The sequence below is a fragment of the Bradyrhizobium sp. 41S5 genome (assembly GCF_011516665.3).
Lineage (GTDB): Bacteria > Pseudomonadota > Alphaproteobacteria > Rhizobiales > Xanthobacteraceae > Bradyrhizobium > Bradyrhizobium quebecense.
The window spans coordinates 2,927,663-2,943,772 of record NZ_CP083721.1 but is presented as its reverse complement, the minus strand read 5'-3'; the positions used below and the strand labels follow the sequence as shown (position 1 = coordinate 2,943,772).

Below are 16,110 nucleotides of genomic sequence, written 5' to 3'. Positions count from 1 at the left end.
CTATGCCTTCGGCTTGCAGTGCATCAGGCCGGTGCGGCGGCAGCTTGCCACAACCTCGCCGCGCTGGTTGGTCATGGTGTGCTCGAATTCGACAATGCCTTGGGTCGGCCGCGACTTGCTGGCGCGCTTGCCGATGATCCTGGTATGCGCCTTCAGCGTGTCGCCATGAAACACCGGCTTTGGAAACTTGACGTCGGTCATGCCGAGGTTTCCGACCGTGGTTCCCAAGGTCGTGTCGTACACGCTCATGCCGATCATGATACCGAGCGTATAGAGGCTGTTGAACAGCCGCTGGCCGAACTCAGTCTTCTCGGAGAAGTGCGCGTCGAGGTGCAGCGGCTGCGGGTTCATGGTCAGGAGGCTGAACATGGTGTTGTCCATCTCCGTCACGGTCCGGCTGAACTCGTGATGGAATTCCTGCCCGACCTCGAACTCTTCGAAATATAATCCAGCCATTTACCGTCCCTTGTAGTTGGGCGTTCGCTTCTCAACGAACGCATTCAGCCCTTCCTGGCAGTCCTCCGTCGATGCGACCACCACAAAGCTTTCCGCCGTGTTCTCGACCGAGCGGCGGAAATCGGCATCGACCGCGCGCGTGAAGGCATCGCGGCCGATCTTCATCACGATGGGCGATTTCGACGCAAGCTTGCGTGCGATCTCATGGGCCCGAGCCAGCGCGGTGCCCTTCGGCACCACCTCGCTGAGCAATCCCATGCGGAAGGCGGTCGCCGCGTCGAAGGGCTCGCCGAGGAATAGCGGGCCGAACGCTTGGTGCTTGCCGACCAGCCGCGGCAGCTGCACGAAGTGGATCGCCGGGATCAGGCCGACATCGATCTCTGGATAGCCGAAGGTCGAGCCGTCGCCCGCAACGATCATGTCGCAGGAAATCGCGATCGTCATGCCGCCAGCCCGGACCGCACCATCGATCGCCGCGATCGTTGGTTTGCCCATGCGGTACTGCGTATCATTCAGCGCGAAATACAGCCGCTCGAGGAATGTCTTGGTCTCGATCGCGGGCTTGCCCCTGACGATATCGAGGTCGAGGCCGGCGCAAAACACCTTGTGGGCACTGCTGATGATGACGGCGCGCACCGCGTCATCATCACGTGCTCTGGCCAGCGCCGCCAGCAACGCGTCGATCAAGGGGATGCTGAGCGCATTCACCGGCCCGCGATCCAGCACGATCTCCGCAATCTGATCGCTGACCGAGTAACGAACGAGGTCCGTGCTCACGATGTCTTGCCTCCTGTGATCGCTTCGGCCTGCCGCACCGCGCCCGACAGCAGCAAGCCGTCGATCTCGACCGAACCAAAGCCAGCCTCCGCCAGCACCGCGCGGCTATCCTGCCCGACGTCCGGCGCGGGGCAGAGGTGATCCTCGGACAGGCTCGCGATCCCCGGCGTCCGGGGCGAATAGACCGCGCCGACGCCCGGCGTATCCTGGCGGACCGACGCCCTGATCGTCTCGACGTGCGGATTGCGCAGCCATTCGCCGGGATTGAGGATCCGCTCCGCGATGATATCGGCCCCGTGCAGCCGCGTCAGCCAAGCATCCGTCGGCTGCATCAGGAACACCTCGCGCAGCTGCGGGATCAGCGTGTCGGCCGCGTCGGCACGCCGGGCAAAATCGGCGAAGCGCGGGTCGCTTGCCAAATCCTCGCGGCCGATCGCGCCGCACAGCCGCTTGTATTGCGGCTCGTTCACCAGCGTGACCATCATCCAGCCGTCCTGCGTCTGGTAGGTGCCAGCCGGCACATTGAGCGCGCGCGGGGTGCCGCCCTCGAGGATGAACTCCGCGACCTTGTGCCCGAGCAGCGCCGACGTCGACTGGCAAAGATTGACGTCGATCCAGCGCCCCGTGCCGACCGTCGCACGCGCGAACAAGGTCGTCGCAATCGCCTGGAACGCGTACACGCCGGTGACGACGTCAGAGATCGTTGTGCCGACCCGATGCGGCACGCCATCGGTGCCGATATTGACCGAGACCAGCCCCGAAAACGCCTGCGCCACTGAGTCCGAGCCGGGTCGCTTCGAATACGGCCCGCTCTGCCCGAATCCGCTGACCGACAGATAGACCAGGCCTGGATTGTCGCGCGACAGGCTCTCATAGCCGAGCCCGAGCCGCTCCGCGACACCGGGGCGAAACCCTTCAATCAGCACGTCCGCCTCGCGCGCCAGCCGGTGCGCGATCGCGATCCCGTCCTTGTGCTTCATGTCGAGGCACAAGCTGCGCTTGCCGCGGTTATAGACGGCCGACAGCGTCGTGTGATTGCCATAGGTCGTGCCCAGATAGCGCGACCAGTCGCCTTCGGGCGGCTCGACCTTGATGACGTCGGCGCCATAGACCCCGAGCAGCATCGCGCAATAGGGCGAGGCGATCCCCTGCCCGAAATCCAGTACTTTCAGCCCGCGATACGGCGCCTCGTGCGTCGGCGTCAGCTTGCGTTCGCCCGCCATTTGTCCTCCCACAGCTGTCGAAGAGCCTTATTCTCTTGGGCGCGATCTTCTCGGAAAACCGCTGCGCACTTTTCCAGATCATGCCCTACAGCGCCAGATAGCGCTGCCGGATGTTGTCGTTGACCTTCAGCTCTTCGATGGAGGATGTGTAGACGATCTGCCCCTTGTCGATAACCGTCGCGTGGCTCGCAAGGCCAAGGCAAAAATGCATGTTCTGCTCGGCGATCAATACCGTGGCACCGGTGCCGCGGAGCTGCCGCAGCAGCTCGCCGATGCGCTGCACGATGATCGGCGCCAGCCCCTCGCTCGGCTCGTCCAGCAGCAGCAGCACCGGATTGCCCATCAGCGTGCGGGCAATCGCCAGCATCTGCTGCTCGCCACCAGAGAGCCTACCCGCGATCCGGTGCCGCAGCGGCTCCAGCAGCGGGAATACGTCATAGACGCGGCGGATCGACCACTCGTCCTCACCATCCGGTCCCTTCTTCTGGCCGATGACGAGGTTGTCCTCGACGCTATGCTCGGGAAAGATCTGCCGGTCCTCCGGCACGAAGCCGAGCCCGGCCCGCGCAATGTGATGCGGCCTCATCCCGGAGACCACGTTGCCGCGCAAGGTCACCTTGCCGCGGCGTGCCGGCGCCAGCCCCATGATCGCCTTCATGGTGGTCGACTTGCCGGCTCCGTTGCGGCCGAGCAGCGCCATGGTCTCGCCCTTCCGCACGGACAGACCGACGCCGAACAGGATCTGGCTGGTGCCATAATAGACGTCGAGATCCTCGACCTGCACCACCGGCTGGGCGCTCATGCCACCGCTCCCGCATGGTCGTCGCTGCCGAGATAGGCCTCGATGACGGCTTCATTCTTGCGGATCGCATCAGGCGTCCCGGTCGCCAGGATCCGGCCGTAACACAGCACGACGATCTCAGGTGCGATCTTGAACACGATGTCCATGTCGTGCTCGATGAACACGACGGTGATCTTCTGCTTCTCCCAGAGCTCGCGCACCTTGTCGATCATGCGCCACCGCTCCTCGGTGCCCATGCCCGCGGTCGGCTCATCGAGCAGCAGCACCTTGGGGTCAAGCACCAGTGCGAGCGCGATATCGAGCAGCTTCTGGTCGCCATGCGACAGCGTCGCCGCGGTCCTGTTGCGCTTGCCGGCAAGGCCGAGCAGCTCCATCGCGTGCTCGGCGCGGTCGCGCGTCTCGGCCAATGGAAAGCGGCGATGCATCACGCCGGCGCGGCGCTGATCGGCACAGACCGCTGCCAGCATCGTCTCCTCGACCGTCAGCGAGGGGAAGATGCTCGCGACCTGGAAGGCACGACCGATGCCATGGCGCACGATCTCGGGCGGCGTCTTGCCCGCAATGTCGACGCCATTGAGCAGGATCTGCCCGGCGTCCGGCCGCAGCGCGCCCGTGATCAGGTTGAAGAACGTGCTCTTGCCGGCGCCGTTGGGGCCGATCACGGCGGTGAGCGAATTGTCGGCAAAGTCGAGCGAAACGTTGTCGGTCGCCTTGACGCCACCAAAGGATTTCGAGAGGGCACGAATTTCCAGCATGGCTAACCACGCCCTTCACCACGTCGATGGCCGAACCATTCGACGACGAAGTCCATCAGGCCTTTTCGCAGGCCGATGGCAAAGAACAGGATCACGATGCCGAGCACGATGCCGTGATACTCGGTCAGGCGCGTGACGGTGTCGTTGAGGATCAGCAGCAGCACCGTCCCGACCATCGGCCCGAGGAAGGTGGTCACGCCGCCGAGCATGTTGATGAAGATGCCCTCGCCCGAGATCGTCCAGTAGGCGAATTCGGGATAGGCGCCGGAGACGAACAGCGCCATGATGATGCCGCCGGTCGCCGCGAACAGCGCCGCCAGCACGAAGATTGTCAGCTTCGCGCGCCAGACGTCGATCCCGATGAAGCTCGCCCGCGTGGCGTTGTCGCGGATCATGCGCAGCGTGTAGCCGAACGGCGACTGCGCGATCTGGCGCATCAGGAGCAGCCCGATCACCAGCAGCGCGCAGCTCGTGATGTAGAGATGCAGATGGTTCGACAGGTCGATGCCGAGGAACGGCGGCCGCGGAATGCCGCCGCGCAGGCCCTGGTCGCCACCGGTTAGCGATTGCCACGACAGGATCGTCGAGTGGATCAGCATCTGGAACGCCAGCGTGACGAAGGCGAAATAGATCTCCTTCAGCCGCACGCAGATCGCGCCGATGACAGCGGCGACGACGAAGGTCATCGCCAGCGTGGCGACGAAGGCAACGGGAATCGGCACACCGGTCTTCTGCATCATGAGGCCGAAGCCGTAGGCGCCGAGGCCGAAGAACATGCCGTGCCCGAACGAGATCAGGCCGGTGTAACCGATCAGGAGGTTGAGCGACGTCGCGAATAGACCGTAGGCCGCACAGCGGATCACGAAGTCGAGCAGTTGCTTGCTGCCGAACAAGACCGGCAGCAGCGCGAGCAGGACAAAAGCTGCGAGCGCGACCAGCACGTCGCGATAGCGCTGCGGCCTGGCGTCGACCCGGGGTACATTGAGGGGCTGTGCGCCCTGCCCGGCCTGCAACTCGGTCATGCCACCTCCTTGCCGAACAGGCCGGTCGGACGCGACACCAGCACGATCACCATGAAGAGATACATCAGCCCCTCGGTGAACAGCGGGAAGCCGAGCGATCCGAACGAGCGGATCAGGCCGATCAGGAGCGCGCCGATCAGCGCCCCCAGGATCGAGCCCATGCCGCCGATGACGGTGACGATGAAGGACTCGATCAAGACCGAGAAACCCATGCCCGGCGTCAGCGAGCGCACCGGCGCGGCCAGCGCTCCCGCCAGTCCCGCCAGCATGCCGCCGAGCGCGAACACGCCGCCATAGATCAGCCCGGTGTTGATGCCGAGCGCCGACACCATCCCGGGATTGTGCGCGGCGGCACGGATCACCTTGCCGATCCTGGAACGCGCCAGTCCTAACCCGAGAACCACCGCGGCGACGAGCGCCACCCCGATCAGCAGCAGATAATATGGCGGCACCACGCCGCCGGCGATGAATAGTGGCGGCACCTGGAATGCGGCCGGCATGCCCATCGACCTGAATTCAGGTCCCCAGATCATGCGGACGACGTCGTCGAAGATCAGCACGAAGGCGTAGCAGACCAAAAGCTGCATCAGGACGTCGCGGCCGTAGACCCGGCTCATGAACGCGCGTTCGAAGATCAGGCCGAGGAGCGCGGTGCCGACGGCTCCGCTCAGGATCGCCAGCGCAAAGCTGCCGGTGAGCTGGTAGGCCGTCATCGCGAAATAGGCGCCGAACATATAGAAGGCGCCATGGCTGAAATTGACCACCTTGAGCACGCCGAAGATCAGGGTCAGCCCGACGGCGACGAGAAACAGCAGCATGCCGATGATCAGGCCGCTGGTGGTCTGCGTCACCAGACAGGCGGGACTGGTGAGGCAACTGGCGAGCGCGTCGAGGTCCACGAGAATCATCCATTACGGCGGCCGCAACGCCGGCGCGCGACAAGCATCAGACGGAAGGCGGAGGCAGCCGGTCACCACCTCCACCCCGCATGCGGATCAGGTGTAGCCCTTGCTCTTCTTCCACTCGGCTTCGAGCTCGAAGATGGTCTTCCAGTCCCCGGCCTTGACGTCGGGCACGTAGGGCTCCTGCGGGATCGTGGTGCCCCAGCCGATCGCGTAGCCGACCAGCGTGTGGTCGTCGGCGCGCATGGTCACGGTGCCGTCGGCACCGAACGGGCATTTGATGGTGAGCCCGGTGAGGGCCTCCGCGACCTTCTTGCCGTCGGTCGAGTTCGCCTTCTTGACGGCCTCGTTGAGGAACATGACCGCCGTCGCGTTCTGCCAGGACCAGTTGGTCGGGTACTCGTTGTACTTCGCCTTGTAGGCATCGCCCCAGGCTGCATTCTCCGGCGTCGGCGGGAATGTCTTGATGTAACGGTCGCCCGAGTGGATACCCTTGGGCAGGTTCTTCACCACCGTCAGCGCAGTGTAGTCGGCCATGTTGACCGCGAACACCTCCATCTGCGTGAACATCGCGTAGATGTTGGCCTGATCGATGTAGGAGGTGAGATCGCCACCCCACAGGCAGGAATAGAGCGCCTGCGGCTTGGCCTGCAGGATCTTGGTCACCACCTCGGTGTAATCGGGCTGGAACAGTTTCGGCCAGGATTCGCTGATGATCTCGACATCGGGCGCGAATTTCTTGAGGTACAGCACGAATTCGCCGGTGGTATCGCGGCCATAGGCATAGTCGGGCGAACAGGTCGCCCATTTCTTCAGGCCCTTGGCCTTGGCGATCCCGGCCGCGTAGCCGGCGCCGACGATCGAGTCATGAATGCCCTGCCGCACGCAGCGGAAGGCGTTCGGAATATGCTGCTTGGGATCGGCGGTCAGCGACGACGCTTCCGAGCAGGTGTGGATGCAGAGCACGCCGAGATCGCGCGCCACCTCGTGAACCGCGAACGATCCAGACGATGCCTCGCCATCGAGCAGCATCTCGCAGCCGTCGGTGTTGACGAGCTCGCGCGCGATCCGCGCGGCTTCCTGCGGCTGTCCCTTGGAGTCGCGGATCACCATCTCGATCTGCCGCCCGGCGAGGCCGCCGGCGGCATTGACCTTCTCGACTTCCAGCATCACCGCGTTGCGCGAGGACGTGCCGAGTTGCGCGACGCGACCCGACAGAATGGTCGGCATGCCGATCTTGATGGTCTTGGCCTGTGCGCGCGCCACCCATGGCGCAGCAAAGCTCACCGCACCGGCGCCCATCAGCGCAAGCGTCGAGCGCCGGCTGATGCCCGGTTTCCGGGTCCTCGTCATATTCCCCTCCCTGTCGGATTCGCGTTCCCAAATCCCTGTCGGAGATCGTTTCGTCTCCATGGCCGCAATGTTTTCAGAGCGAGGGGGGTGACGTCAAGCCGAAGATGAATTACGACTCATAATTCATTAAGGGAGAAAATGGCGCCGGAATCGGCCCGACGGACGGCAAATGATCAATCTTTCCAGCTTCATCGCATTTCATGCCAGGCGGACTCCGGACCGCTGTGCGCTGAAATATCGCGGCGAAGACGTCTCCTATGCAGATTTCGATCTGCGGATCCGGCAGGTCGGCAACTGGCTCGCGACACGCGGAATCGCGCCCGGCGATGTCGTCGCCGTCCTGATGAAGAACAGCACGGCCTTTCTCGAACTGGTGTTCGCGACCAGCCATATCGGCGCGGTGTTCCTGCCGATCAATTATCGCCTGTCGGCCGCTGAAGTCGGCTATATCGTCGGCAATTCCGGCGCGCACCTGCTCGTCGCCGACGAGGAATTTGCTGCGATAGCAACCGGTGGCGCGCGGGTGGTGCTGCTGGGTGAAGTCGCGCAGTCCAGCGTCACCAATCTTGCGCCGGACATTGCGCCGGCGCCGATCCATGTCCGCCAGCCGCGCGACCTGATGCGGTTGATGTACACCTCGGGCACGACGGATCGCCCCAAGGGGGTGATGCTCACTTACGAGAACATCTACTGGAAATCCGCCGACCAGACCGTGGTGCTCGGGCTGAACGCCGATACGCGGCTGCTCGTCGTCGGGCCGCTCTATCACGTCGGCGCGCTCGACCTGCCCGGCATCGCCGTGCTCTGGCACGGCGGCATGCTGTGCATTCATCGCAGCTTCGAGCCCGAACCGGCGCTGGCCGCGATCGAGCGCGAGAAGCTGAACGCGGCATGGTTTGCGCCGGTCATGACCACGGCCCTCCTCACCTGCCCGAACCGCGCGCGATACGATGTCTCCAGCCTGCGATGGGCGATCGGCGGCGGCGAGAAGACGCCGGAGGTTCGCATCCGGGCCTTCTCCGACTATTTTGGGAATGCGCGCTACATCGATGCCTACGGCCTGACCGAAAGCTGCGGCGGCGATACGTTCATGGAGGCGGGCTGCGAGATCGAGAAGATCGGCTCGACCGGCCGCGCCATCGCCCATGTCGAGATCGAGATCCGCGACGATGCCGGCAAGCGCTTGCCCGCCGGCCAGAACGGCGAGATCTGCCTGCGCGGCCCGAAGGTCACGCGGGGCTACTGGAAGGATCCGGAGAAGACGGCATCCGCCTTCTTCGGCGACTGGTTCCGCACCGGCGACGTCGGCTATCTCGACGACGACGGCTTCCTCTATCTGACCGATCGCAAGAAAGACATGATCATCTCCGGCGGCGAGAACATCGCCTCCTCCGAGGTCGAGCGTGTCATCTACGAGATGCGCGGGGTGCGCGAGGTCGCGGTGATCGGCCTGCCGGACGACCGCTGGGGCGAGAAGCCGGTCGCCGTCGTTGTGCTGGACGGCGACGCCAAGCTCGATCTGCCCGACCTCACCGATTTCTGCCGCGCTCGGCTCGCCGGCTTCAAAGTGCCGCGGCAGTTGATCATCCGCGACAGCCTGCCGCGCAATCCATCCGGCAAAGTGCTCAAACGCCTGCTCCGCGCCGAACTCGAGGCCACCGCATGACGCAAGCGACATCCGCCAAAGTGACAAAACTCAACCGGGTCGAGCGCAACGCCTGGACCAAGCAGAAGATCTTCGATGCTGCGACCAAGGTCGTCGGCAAATACGGCTATGCCGAAGCCTCCGTTGCGCGCATCACCGAAGCCGCCGGTGTGGCGCAGGGCACGTTCTACAATCATTTCGAGAACCGTCAGGAGCTGCTCGACCAGCTGCTGCCGAAGATCGGCCTCGATATGGTCCGCTTCATCCATGCGCGCACCGGCACCGCCAACGAAGCATGGCAGGAGGTCGAGCGCTTCAGCGCCTTTTTCGATTTCATCCGCGAGGTGCCCGAGTTTCTCCGCATCCTCAACGAGGCCGAGTTCTTCGCGCCGATCGGCTACCAGAAGCACTTCGACAACATCTCGAGCGCCTATGTCCGGATCCTCCAGCGCGCGCGAGCCGCGGGCGCCACCAACACCTTCAGCGACGAGGAGTTCGAGGCCATCGTCCAGGTCTTGATGGGTGCGCGCGGCTATCTCAGCCGCCGCTATTCCTACTCCGAGCAAGGCGTCACCGCCGTGCCCGACTATGTCATCACGGCCTACCAGAAGCTGGTCACGCGCGGCCTGTTCAGCACGAGCGACAAGGGAAGAAAATCATGAGCGCCGACGGCACCATCCTCGTCACCGGCGGCAGCCGCGGCATCGGCGCGGCGACCGCAACCCTGCTTGCCGATCAGGGCCATCGCGTCGTCATCGTCGACATCGCGCCTGAGCCGCTGGTCGGAACAGCCGCCATCCTCTGGCCGGCGCCGTTCGACGTCGCAAGCGAAAGCGCCGTCGTCACCGGGGTCGCCGATATCGAGAAAGCGCACGGCCCGATCACCGGCCTTGTCAACGCGGCCGGCGTGTTCGGCAAGATGCACACGATCGAGCGGGTGCGGATGGAGCAATGGGACCGCGAGGTCAATATCGACCTGCGCGGCACCTTCCTGGTCGCGCGCACCGTCGGCATCGGAATGGCGAAGCGGCGGCATGGCGCGATCGTCAATGTCGCCTCGGTGGCCGGCATGACGTCGGGCCCGATCCACGCCTATACCGCGGCGAAGGCCGGCGTCATCCAGATCACGCAGACGCTCGCCGCCGAATGGGGCCGTTCCGGCGTGCGCGTCAACGCGGTGTCGCCCGGCTTCACCCGCACGGTGGCGCTCGAAGCCGGTATTGCGTCAGGCGCCTTGAACAAGGAGCTGCTCGCCCGACCGACCGCAATGAACCGGCTGGTCGAGCCGATCGAAGTGGCGCAGGCGATCGCCTGGCTGCTCTCGCCGCAGAGCAGCGGCGTGACCGGCATCAACCTGCCGGTCGACGCCGGCTACATCGTGGGCACCACCTGGGCCGCCTATGGCGGCCTGCCGGGCGCACCGGCCAGCTGAGGCAACACATGAATATCGAGCTTTCGCGCCAACACCTCGATCTGTCCTCCGCCATCGCCGAGGGCGACATCCGCGTGCTGCTGATGGTGCTGGTGCACATGACCGGCGACGAGAAGTGGCTCGAGCCGCCCTACAAGCCGAAGCGCGACGTCCGCCTGATACCCGATCCAGACGCCGGCGTACCGAAGGAGATCCAGAACGAGATCTGCGCAGCCGTGCTGAACCTGTTCACGAACGGAACGCCGAGACCCGTCATCACCGATCCCGGCGATGAGCTGATGTTGCGGATGATGCGTGCGACGCTCGGCGAGAACGTCCCGCCGGAGTATTCCCCGTTAATGCGGGAAGAGATGGGATTCGTTCCCCGCGATGCGCGCTGGCGCGAGCGCCCGTCCGATGCGAGGCTTGCGCAGCAGCACGTGCTGATCGTCGGCGCCGGGGTCTGCGCGATCGCGCTTGGCGTTGCGCTCGGGCGGCTCGGCATTCCCTACACGATCGTCGAGAAACAGGACGAGATCGGCGGCACCTGGTACGTCAACCGCTATCCCGGCTGCGGCGTCGATACGCCGAACCACTCCTATTCCTTCTCGTTCGGCCCCCGCAATCCGTGGACCCGCTATTTCGCGCAGCGCCAGGAACTGCTCGACTACCTGCTCAAGGTCGTGCGTGAATACGGCATCCGCCAGCACGTCCGCCTCTCGACCGAGCTCGTCGCTTCGCGCTGGGACGAAGGCAAACGCCGCTGGGTCTCGACGCTGAAGACGGCGAGCGGCGAAGAGAAATTCGAGTCCACCGCGCTGGTCAGCGCGATCGGGCAACTCAACGATCCCTCGCCTGCCTCGTTCAACGGAGACGAGGATTTCACCGGCCAAAAGGTTCATTCGGCGTTGTGGTCCGACGATATCAAACTCGACGGCAAGCATGTCGCCGTCATCGGCACCGGCGCGACCGCGATGCAACTGGTGCCGTCGATCGCCGACCGCGTCGCCTCGGTCACCGTCTACCAGCGCACTGCGCAGTGGGCGCGGCCGGTGAAGGGCTATTCCGACCCGATCACCGAAGGCGCGCAGTGGCTGCTGGCACATCTGCCGTTCTATGTGCAGTGGTACCGCTTCAACATGTTCTGGCGTTACGGAGACGGCCTGCTGCCGTTCCTCCGCAAGGATCCGGCGTGGCCGCATCCGGACCGCGCCGTCAACAAGGGCAACGACCGGCATCGCCAGGAACTGGCCGACTTCATCCTCTCCGAGCTGAAGGACCGCCCTGATTTGATCGAGAAGTGCATGCCGACCTATCCGCCTTACGGCAAGCGCATCCTGCTCGACAACAACTGGTTCAAGACGCTCACCATGCCGAATGTCGAGCTGGTCACCGACACGATCGACCATTTCGCTGCAGACGGAATCGTCACAGCCGACGGCAAATCCCGGCGGCACGACGTCATCGTGATCTCGACCGGCTTCAAGGTCTCCGAGATGGCGGCGCGTCTCAACATCACCGGCCGCGACGGCAAGAACCTCAAGCAGGCGTGGCGCGACGACAATCCGACCGCGTATCTCGGCCTCACCGTACCTGACTTCCCCAATCTGTTCCTGATGCTCGGCCCCAACTCGGGGCCCGCGCATGGCGGCAGCGTGATCTTCCAGTCGGAATGCCAGAGCCGCTACATCTCCGCCTGCCTCGTCGAGATGATCGAGAACGATATCGCCGCGATCGACGTGCATCCTGACGCGCATGACGAATACATCCGCAACGTCGATGCCGAGCATGAGCAGCTGATCTGGACCCATCCGGGCATGACGACCTACTACCGCAACAGAAGCGGCCGGGTATTCTCGGCGATGCCGTGGCGGTTCGTCGACTATTGGAAAATGACGCACGATCCGGACTTCACCCGGTATCGAACGACCAAGCGCGACAGGAAACCTGACCTGAAATACCCCGCTCGTTAACTTGACAGCAGGCCATATCTGCCGCAGCATTTCGCTACTGCACCTGTTGGGGTGCGGGAGCGCCTGCTCCCCGCGTCGCAGGAATTGACGGACGATTTTGGAATCGGCCGCCAGGCAGAGAAGCGGACAGAGGTCCGTCGGCCCACCCTTGGAGAGGAGCATGACGCCACCGGCGAAAGCCAGCGACCTTGCTCAGCGGCAAGGTCTCGGTGCACGTTGAGGCGAACAGCAGCTGCTAGCCGCGTGCGCTGCCGACAATCTGAACATATCCGCAGGACGAGAGCGCAAAGGCCAAGCGCTTTTAGGTCCCGAAACACCACTGGTCTACACCAGAGATCCTTCGCTAAAACGAAGCAGCAGGGCCCCGCGATGCTTGAATGCACCGGGGCCCATTCGTTTGCGCGCCATCTCTCCCTCGTGGCACCGCATTGCGTCACCGCGTGGGATCGGGAACAATTGTCCCGACAGGGTCAGGAACGATGATCGAAAAGCCGCGCGTACGCATCTACACAGACTACAAGTCGCCCTACGCCTATGTCGCCAACAAGCGGCTGTTCGAGCTCGAGGAAACCTTTGGCGTCGAGCTGGAATGGCTGCCCTACACGCTTCGCATTCCCGAGTTCATGGGCACGGTCGAGGCGCGCACGCCGCATTTCTGGCGCAAGGTGCGCTACTCCTACATGGATGCGCGGCGGTTCGCCAATGCGCAGGGATTGACCGTGAAGGGCCCGCGCCGGATCTACGACGCCTTCTACTCCAGCGCCGGAATGCTGTTCGCGCAACGCCATGGGCTGTTCCGGCCCTATCATGACACGGTGTTCCGGAGGTTCTGGAACCACGATCTGGAGATCGACGAGTTGTCGGAGATCGCCGGCGTGATTTCCGCGATCGGCGGTTCCACTGAGGCCTTCGAGGCCTACGTTCGCGGCCCTGCCCGCGCAGAACACGATCGCATCATCGACGAGGCCGAAGCGCTCGGCGTGTTCGGGGTGCCCAGCATGGTGTTCAACGGCGAGCTGTTCTGGGGTGGCGACCGCATCGACATGCTGATCGAGCGGATCAGGCATCCGGAATCGGTCGCGGTCGCGCTCGGGACCAGGCACCGGGCCTAAGCTCTCGCCGTTCTAAATCTGGTAGCCGTCCCTGATCGATCAGCCTCCATTCAGGATCGCCCAGCATCCCGTGCGTTCCAGCACGGGCTTCAACGCCGCCCGATCTCCGGCATCGAGCGCGGCAAATTTCTCGCGCAGCTGCTGCAGGCACTTGACCTGATATTTGAACGGCGCCTGCGCGTAAGGCAGTCCCCAGACGTTGATCTCAAGGCGCGCGAGGCCTTCGGCGAATGCATCCGCGTTAGCGGCAAGGAACGGCAGATAGAGTTCGCCCGCTATTTGCAGCAGCGCTTCGGCGAACCCGCCGAGCGCCTGCTCGCGCGGATACCATTCGCCCTCCACACCGGAGGCATCGTCGAGCCGCCGCACCCAGTGATCGGTGAACGGCGCGCGCTCGCGCATGATCCGCATCGGGGTCGGATCGGTCGCCATCTCGCTGAGCTGGCCGAACCAGGCGAAATCCGCCAGTGACGGCCGGCTGCCGAACAGGTAGTTCGCCATGCCGACATGCGGCTCGAACGCCGCAAGCGTCCGGCGATAGCTCTCCTCCAGCAGCGGCCGGTTCTCGTCGGTGGCGCCGAGAATGACCATACGCGAAATCTGCCGCCGCCGGAATTCCTCGATCTCCGCGCGGCTGCCGGCCGCGGCTTCCGACGTCGACCATTCCTCGCCGGCCCAGCGCGAGACGTAGATTTGGTCCTCGGGGTCCCACCAGCGATAGAGAAACAAGGGCTTCACTGCCCATTCGTCGGCGAGGTCCTCGAGCAGATCGCAGATGAAGGCTGCAGCCTTGTCCTCCGGGATCACCGAATGCCCCTGGTGACGCGCTTCCAGATCGTAGGCCAGCGTCGTGGTCTCGCCGCGATAGCTGCCGTCGGGATATTGCAGCACCGGAATCAGCATCGGCTTCAGATGCGCGGTCGCCAGGCGCAACGCCTTGGTCATGATGACCCAGTCGTGCGGAATCCGCCGGTAGCGCATCAGCGCCCGCAACTTGATCGCATAGGGTGATGCGGTCGAGCCGATCAGGCGGTAGCGGCCTTCCGTCATGACGCCTCCTCCGAAAACGCCGGATTGCCGTACGGATAGAACTGCGCAAGATCGACGTTCTTGTAGGGCAGCTTGTCCAGCTGCGTCGTGCCAAGGAAAGGCTCGTCAGGCTCGACCAGCAGGATCGTCTTGGCAAAGCCGTTGTCGTCGAAGCCGCGCCGGAAATGCACCCGCGACTTGATCGCCATGACCTCGAATCCACCGATGTCAGGCACCAGCGCTTTCAGCGAGAACGGCTCCATGATCTGCACCAGATAGGTGGAGAGGATCAGCACATTGTTGCAGCCGAAGCGCACGCAGACCCAGAACTGCCCGTACCCCTCGGCCGCCGCCGAGATCGTGCCCTGAATGCGAACCGGATCGCCCGCCGACTCGTCGGCACGGCCGCCGATCTCCATGTCGAAGGCATCGCCGGCCTTGGCGCCGGCCGCCTTCAGGCTTGCCGTTGCCCTGGCGTCGGCAACGGTCGCGATCACCGTGTTGGCGAGGTCCTGCGCGATGATCTCGCGCAGCAGCCAGGTCGCCGACCCCGACCGGTCGCTGTGATCAGCCAGCACCACCGGCGTGTTGCCATCGGCGACGGCCTGCTTGGCCAGCGCAACGCCCTCGGCAATGCTGCGCAGCCGGGTCGATTGCAGCAGCGCCTCGCGCAGCCGCCAGATCGTGCCGGCGAGATCGCGCGCGACCTGCTCGGCGAGCTTTGGGTTGTCGTTGGTCAGGACCTGCACGGTCATGCCGACGTCGGGAACATCGGCGAACGGGAAGCCAAAGAAGATGTTGACGTAAACGTCGACCTCGCGGGCCTCCCACACCAGCGCGCGCTGCACGAGGTCCATCCACGGACGCGCGCCGGTCCATTGCAGCACGGTAGACGAGATCACGGGAACCTTGATGGTCTTGTGCGCCGGTCTGTAGTCGCCGCGGATCGCGCGCACCAGCGTGCGCGCCGCCCGTTCGCCCTGCAGATGCGCGTCATAATGCGGGAAGTATTTGACGGCGAACGCCATGTCGGCCTGTTCGAGGAACGCCTCGTCCTCATTGCCGTGAGGGTCGAAGGTCGCGGCGATGAAGGCGGAGCGGCCGACCACCTCGCGGACCTGCCGCGCCAGATCGGCCTCAGGCCGCGGCACGTCGCGCACGGCCATCGCGCCATGCAGGCACAGATAGACGCCGTCGAACGGCCCGTCTTCCTTGAGCCCGGCAATCATCCTGCCGGTGAAGGTCCGGTAAGCTTCCTGGGTGATCCAGCCCGACCCGGTGTAGGTCTTCGGCCAGAGCGGGGATTCGATGCCGACCAGTTCGACCTCGGAGAATTCGCGCGCCACCTGCACGAAGCCGCCCATATAGTTCTTGGGATCGAACTGCAGCAGCGCCTCGCCCGTGGCCGGCGAGCCCGGATAGATGAAGTCGTCGAGCGTGGTTTCGTTCGGCAGGAACGAGACGGTTTCGTGAGAAAAATGCAGGACGGCGATACGAATCTTGCGTTCGCTCATTGTGTGCGCCCCGACTGTTTTCCGCATCCTGACATCGAAGGCGCGGCGCGCCAATGGTGCATTCGGTTTTTGCCCGCCAGCCCTGCAAATAAGCAGACGCGGGAGAGCTTGCCGTCACGCGGATTCTGCTATGTTC

15 protein-coding genes are annotated in these 16,110 nt (G+C 64.3%); 5 read left to right on the top strand and 10 right to left on the bottom strand.

The features are described 5' to 3' along the window. From HAP47_RS13790 to HAP47_RS13755, 8 genes are all read right to left on the bottom strand, one after another. Nucleotides 1–456, bottom strand: coding sequence for a MaoC family dehydratase (locus HAP47_RS13790; RefSeq protein WP_097674680.1), 456 nt, complete (start codon nucleotides 454–456; stop codon nucleotides 1–3). Then, the gene (locus tag HAP47_RS13785; protein WP_173637778.1) at nucleotides 457–1,233 is read right to left on the bottom strand and encodes an enoyl-CoA hydratase/isomerase family protein; all 777 of its coding nucleotides are present in this window, start codon (nucleotides 1,231–1,233) and stop codon (nucleotides 457–459) included. It abuts the gene before it with no gap. Next, nucleotides 1,230–2,456 carry a CaiB/BaiF CoA transferase family protein gene (locus HAP47_RS13780; RefSeq protein ID WP_173637779.1) on the bottom strand — a complete coding sequence of 409 codons (1,227 nt, stop codon included), beginning with the start codon at nucleotides 2,454–2,456 and terminating at the stop codon, nucleotides 1,230–1,232. Before HAP47_RS13780 ends, HAP47_RS13785 begins: the two co-directional genes overlap by 4 nt. Nucleotides 2,457–2,541: 85 nt before the next feature. Further along, entirely contained in the window at nucleotides 2,542–3,258 is a 717-nt protein-coding gene (locus HAP47_RS13775) for an ABC transporter ATP-binding protein (protein WP_173637780.1), read from the bottom strand. Next, nucleotides 3,255–4,013, bottom strand: a complete 759-nt coding sequence (locus HAP47_RS13770; RefSeq protein WP_173637781.1) for an ABC transporter ATP-binding protein — start codon at nucleotides 4,011–4,013, stop codon at nucleotides 3,255–3,257. The genes HAP47_RS13775 and HAP47_RS13770 overlap by 4 nt, the downstream gene beginning before the upstream one ends. A 2-nt stretch (nucleotides 4,014–4,015) precedes the next feature. Then, the gene (locus HAP47_RS13765; RefSeq protein ID WP_173637782.1) at nucleotides 4,016–5,035 is read right to left on the bottom strand and encodes a branched-chain amino acid ABC transporter permease; all 1,020 of its coding nucleotides are present in this window, start codon (nucleotides 5,033–5,035) and stop codon (nucleotides 4,016–4,018) included. After that, nucleotides 5,032–5,934 carry a branched-chain amino acid ABC transporter permease gene (locus tag HAP47_RS13760; RefSeq protein ID WP_092125855.1) on the bottom strand — a complete coding sequence of 301 codons (903 nt, stop codon included), beginning with the start codon at nucleotides 5,932–5,934 and terminating at the stop codon, nucleotides 5,032–5,034. Before HAP47_RS13760 ends, HAP47_RS13765 begins: the two co-directional genes overlap by 4 nt. Nucleotides 5,935–6,030: 96 nt before the next feature. Next, complete coding sequence (locus HAP47_RS13755; protein ID WP_173637783.1) at nucleotides 6,031–7,290, bottom strand: ABC transporter substrate-binding protein; 1,260 nt, start codon at nucleotides 7,288–7,290, stop codon at nucleotides 6,031–6,033. A 169-nt stretch (nucleotides 7,291–7,459) separates the two neighbouring features. On the opposite strand from HAP47_RS13755, the gene HAP47_RS13750 reads away from it, so the two are divergent. The 5 genes from HAP47_RS13750 (at nucleotide 7,460) to HAP47_RS13730 (ending at nucleotide 13,431) form a co-directional block, all read left to right on the top strand. Then, on the top strand, nucleotides 7,460–8,956 hold the full coding sequence (locus HAP47_RS13750) for an AMP-binding protein (protein WP_173637784.1): 1,497 nt from the start codon (nucleotides 7,460–7,462) through the stop codon (nucleotides 8,954–8,956). Beyond that, nucleotides 8,953–9,597 carry a TetR/AcrR family transcriptional regulator gene (locus tag HAP47_RS13745; RefSeq protein WP_173637785.1) on the top strand — a complete coding sequence of 215 codons (645 nt, stop codon included), beginning with the start codon at nucleotides 8,953–8,955 and terminating at the stop codon, nucleotides 9,595–9,597. The genes HAP47_RS13750 and HAP47_RS13745 overlap by 4 nt, the downstream gene beginning before the upstream one ends. Next, nucleotides 9,594–10,367: an SDR family NAD(P)-dependent oxidoreductase gene (locus HAP47_RS13740; protein ID WP_173637786.1), complete on the top strand. Its 774-nt coding sequence runs from the start codon at nucleotides 9,594–9,596 to the stop codon at nucleotides 10,365–10,367. The genes HAP47_RS13745 and HAP47_RS13740 overlap by 4 nt, the downstream gene beginning before the upstream one ends. An 8-nt stretch (nucleotides 10,368–10,375) precedes the next feature. Next, nucleotides 10,376–12,319, top strand: coding sequence for a flavin-containing monooxygenase (locus HAP47_RS13735; protein ID WP_173637787.1), 1,944 nt, complete (start codon nucleotides 10,376–10,378; stop codon nucleotides 12,317–12,319). A 482-nt stretch (nucleotides 12,320–12,801) separates the two neighbouring features. Next, nucleotides 12,802–13,431: a 2-hydroxychromene-2-carboxylate isomerase gene (locus tag HAP47_RS13730; protein ID WP_173640509.1), complete on the top strand. Its 630-nt coding sequence runs from the start codon at nucleotides 12,802–12,804 to the stop codon at nucleotides 13,429–13,431. Between the two features lie 39 nt (nucleotides 13,432–13,470). Here the strand turns inward: HAP47_RS13730 and HAP47_RS13725 are convergent, their stop codons facing one another. Together HAP47_RS13725 and HAP47_RS13720 are read right to left on the bottom strand one after the other, a co-directional pair. Next, a complete protein-coding gene (locus HAP47_RS13725) occupies nucleotides 13,471–14,481 on the bottom strand; it encodes a glutathione S-transferase N-terminal domain-containing protein (RefSeq protein WP_173637788.1) in 1,011 nt (336 codons plus the stop codon). Next, on the bottom strand, nucleotides 14,478–15,974 hold the full coding sequence (locus HAP47_RS13720; RefSeq protein ID WP_173637789.1) for a M81 family metallopeptidase: 1,497 nt from the start codon (nucleotides 15,972–15,974) through the stop codon (nucleotides 14,478–14,480). Before HAP47_RS13720 ends, HAP47_RS13725 begins: the two co-directional genes overlap by 4 nt. Between the last annotated feature and the right edge of the window lie 136 nt (nucleotides 15,975–16,110).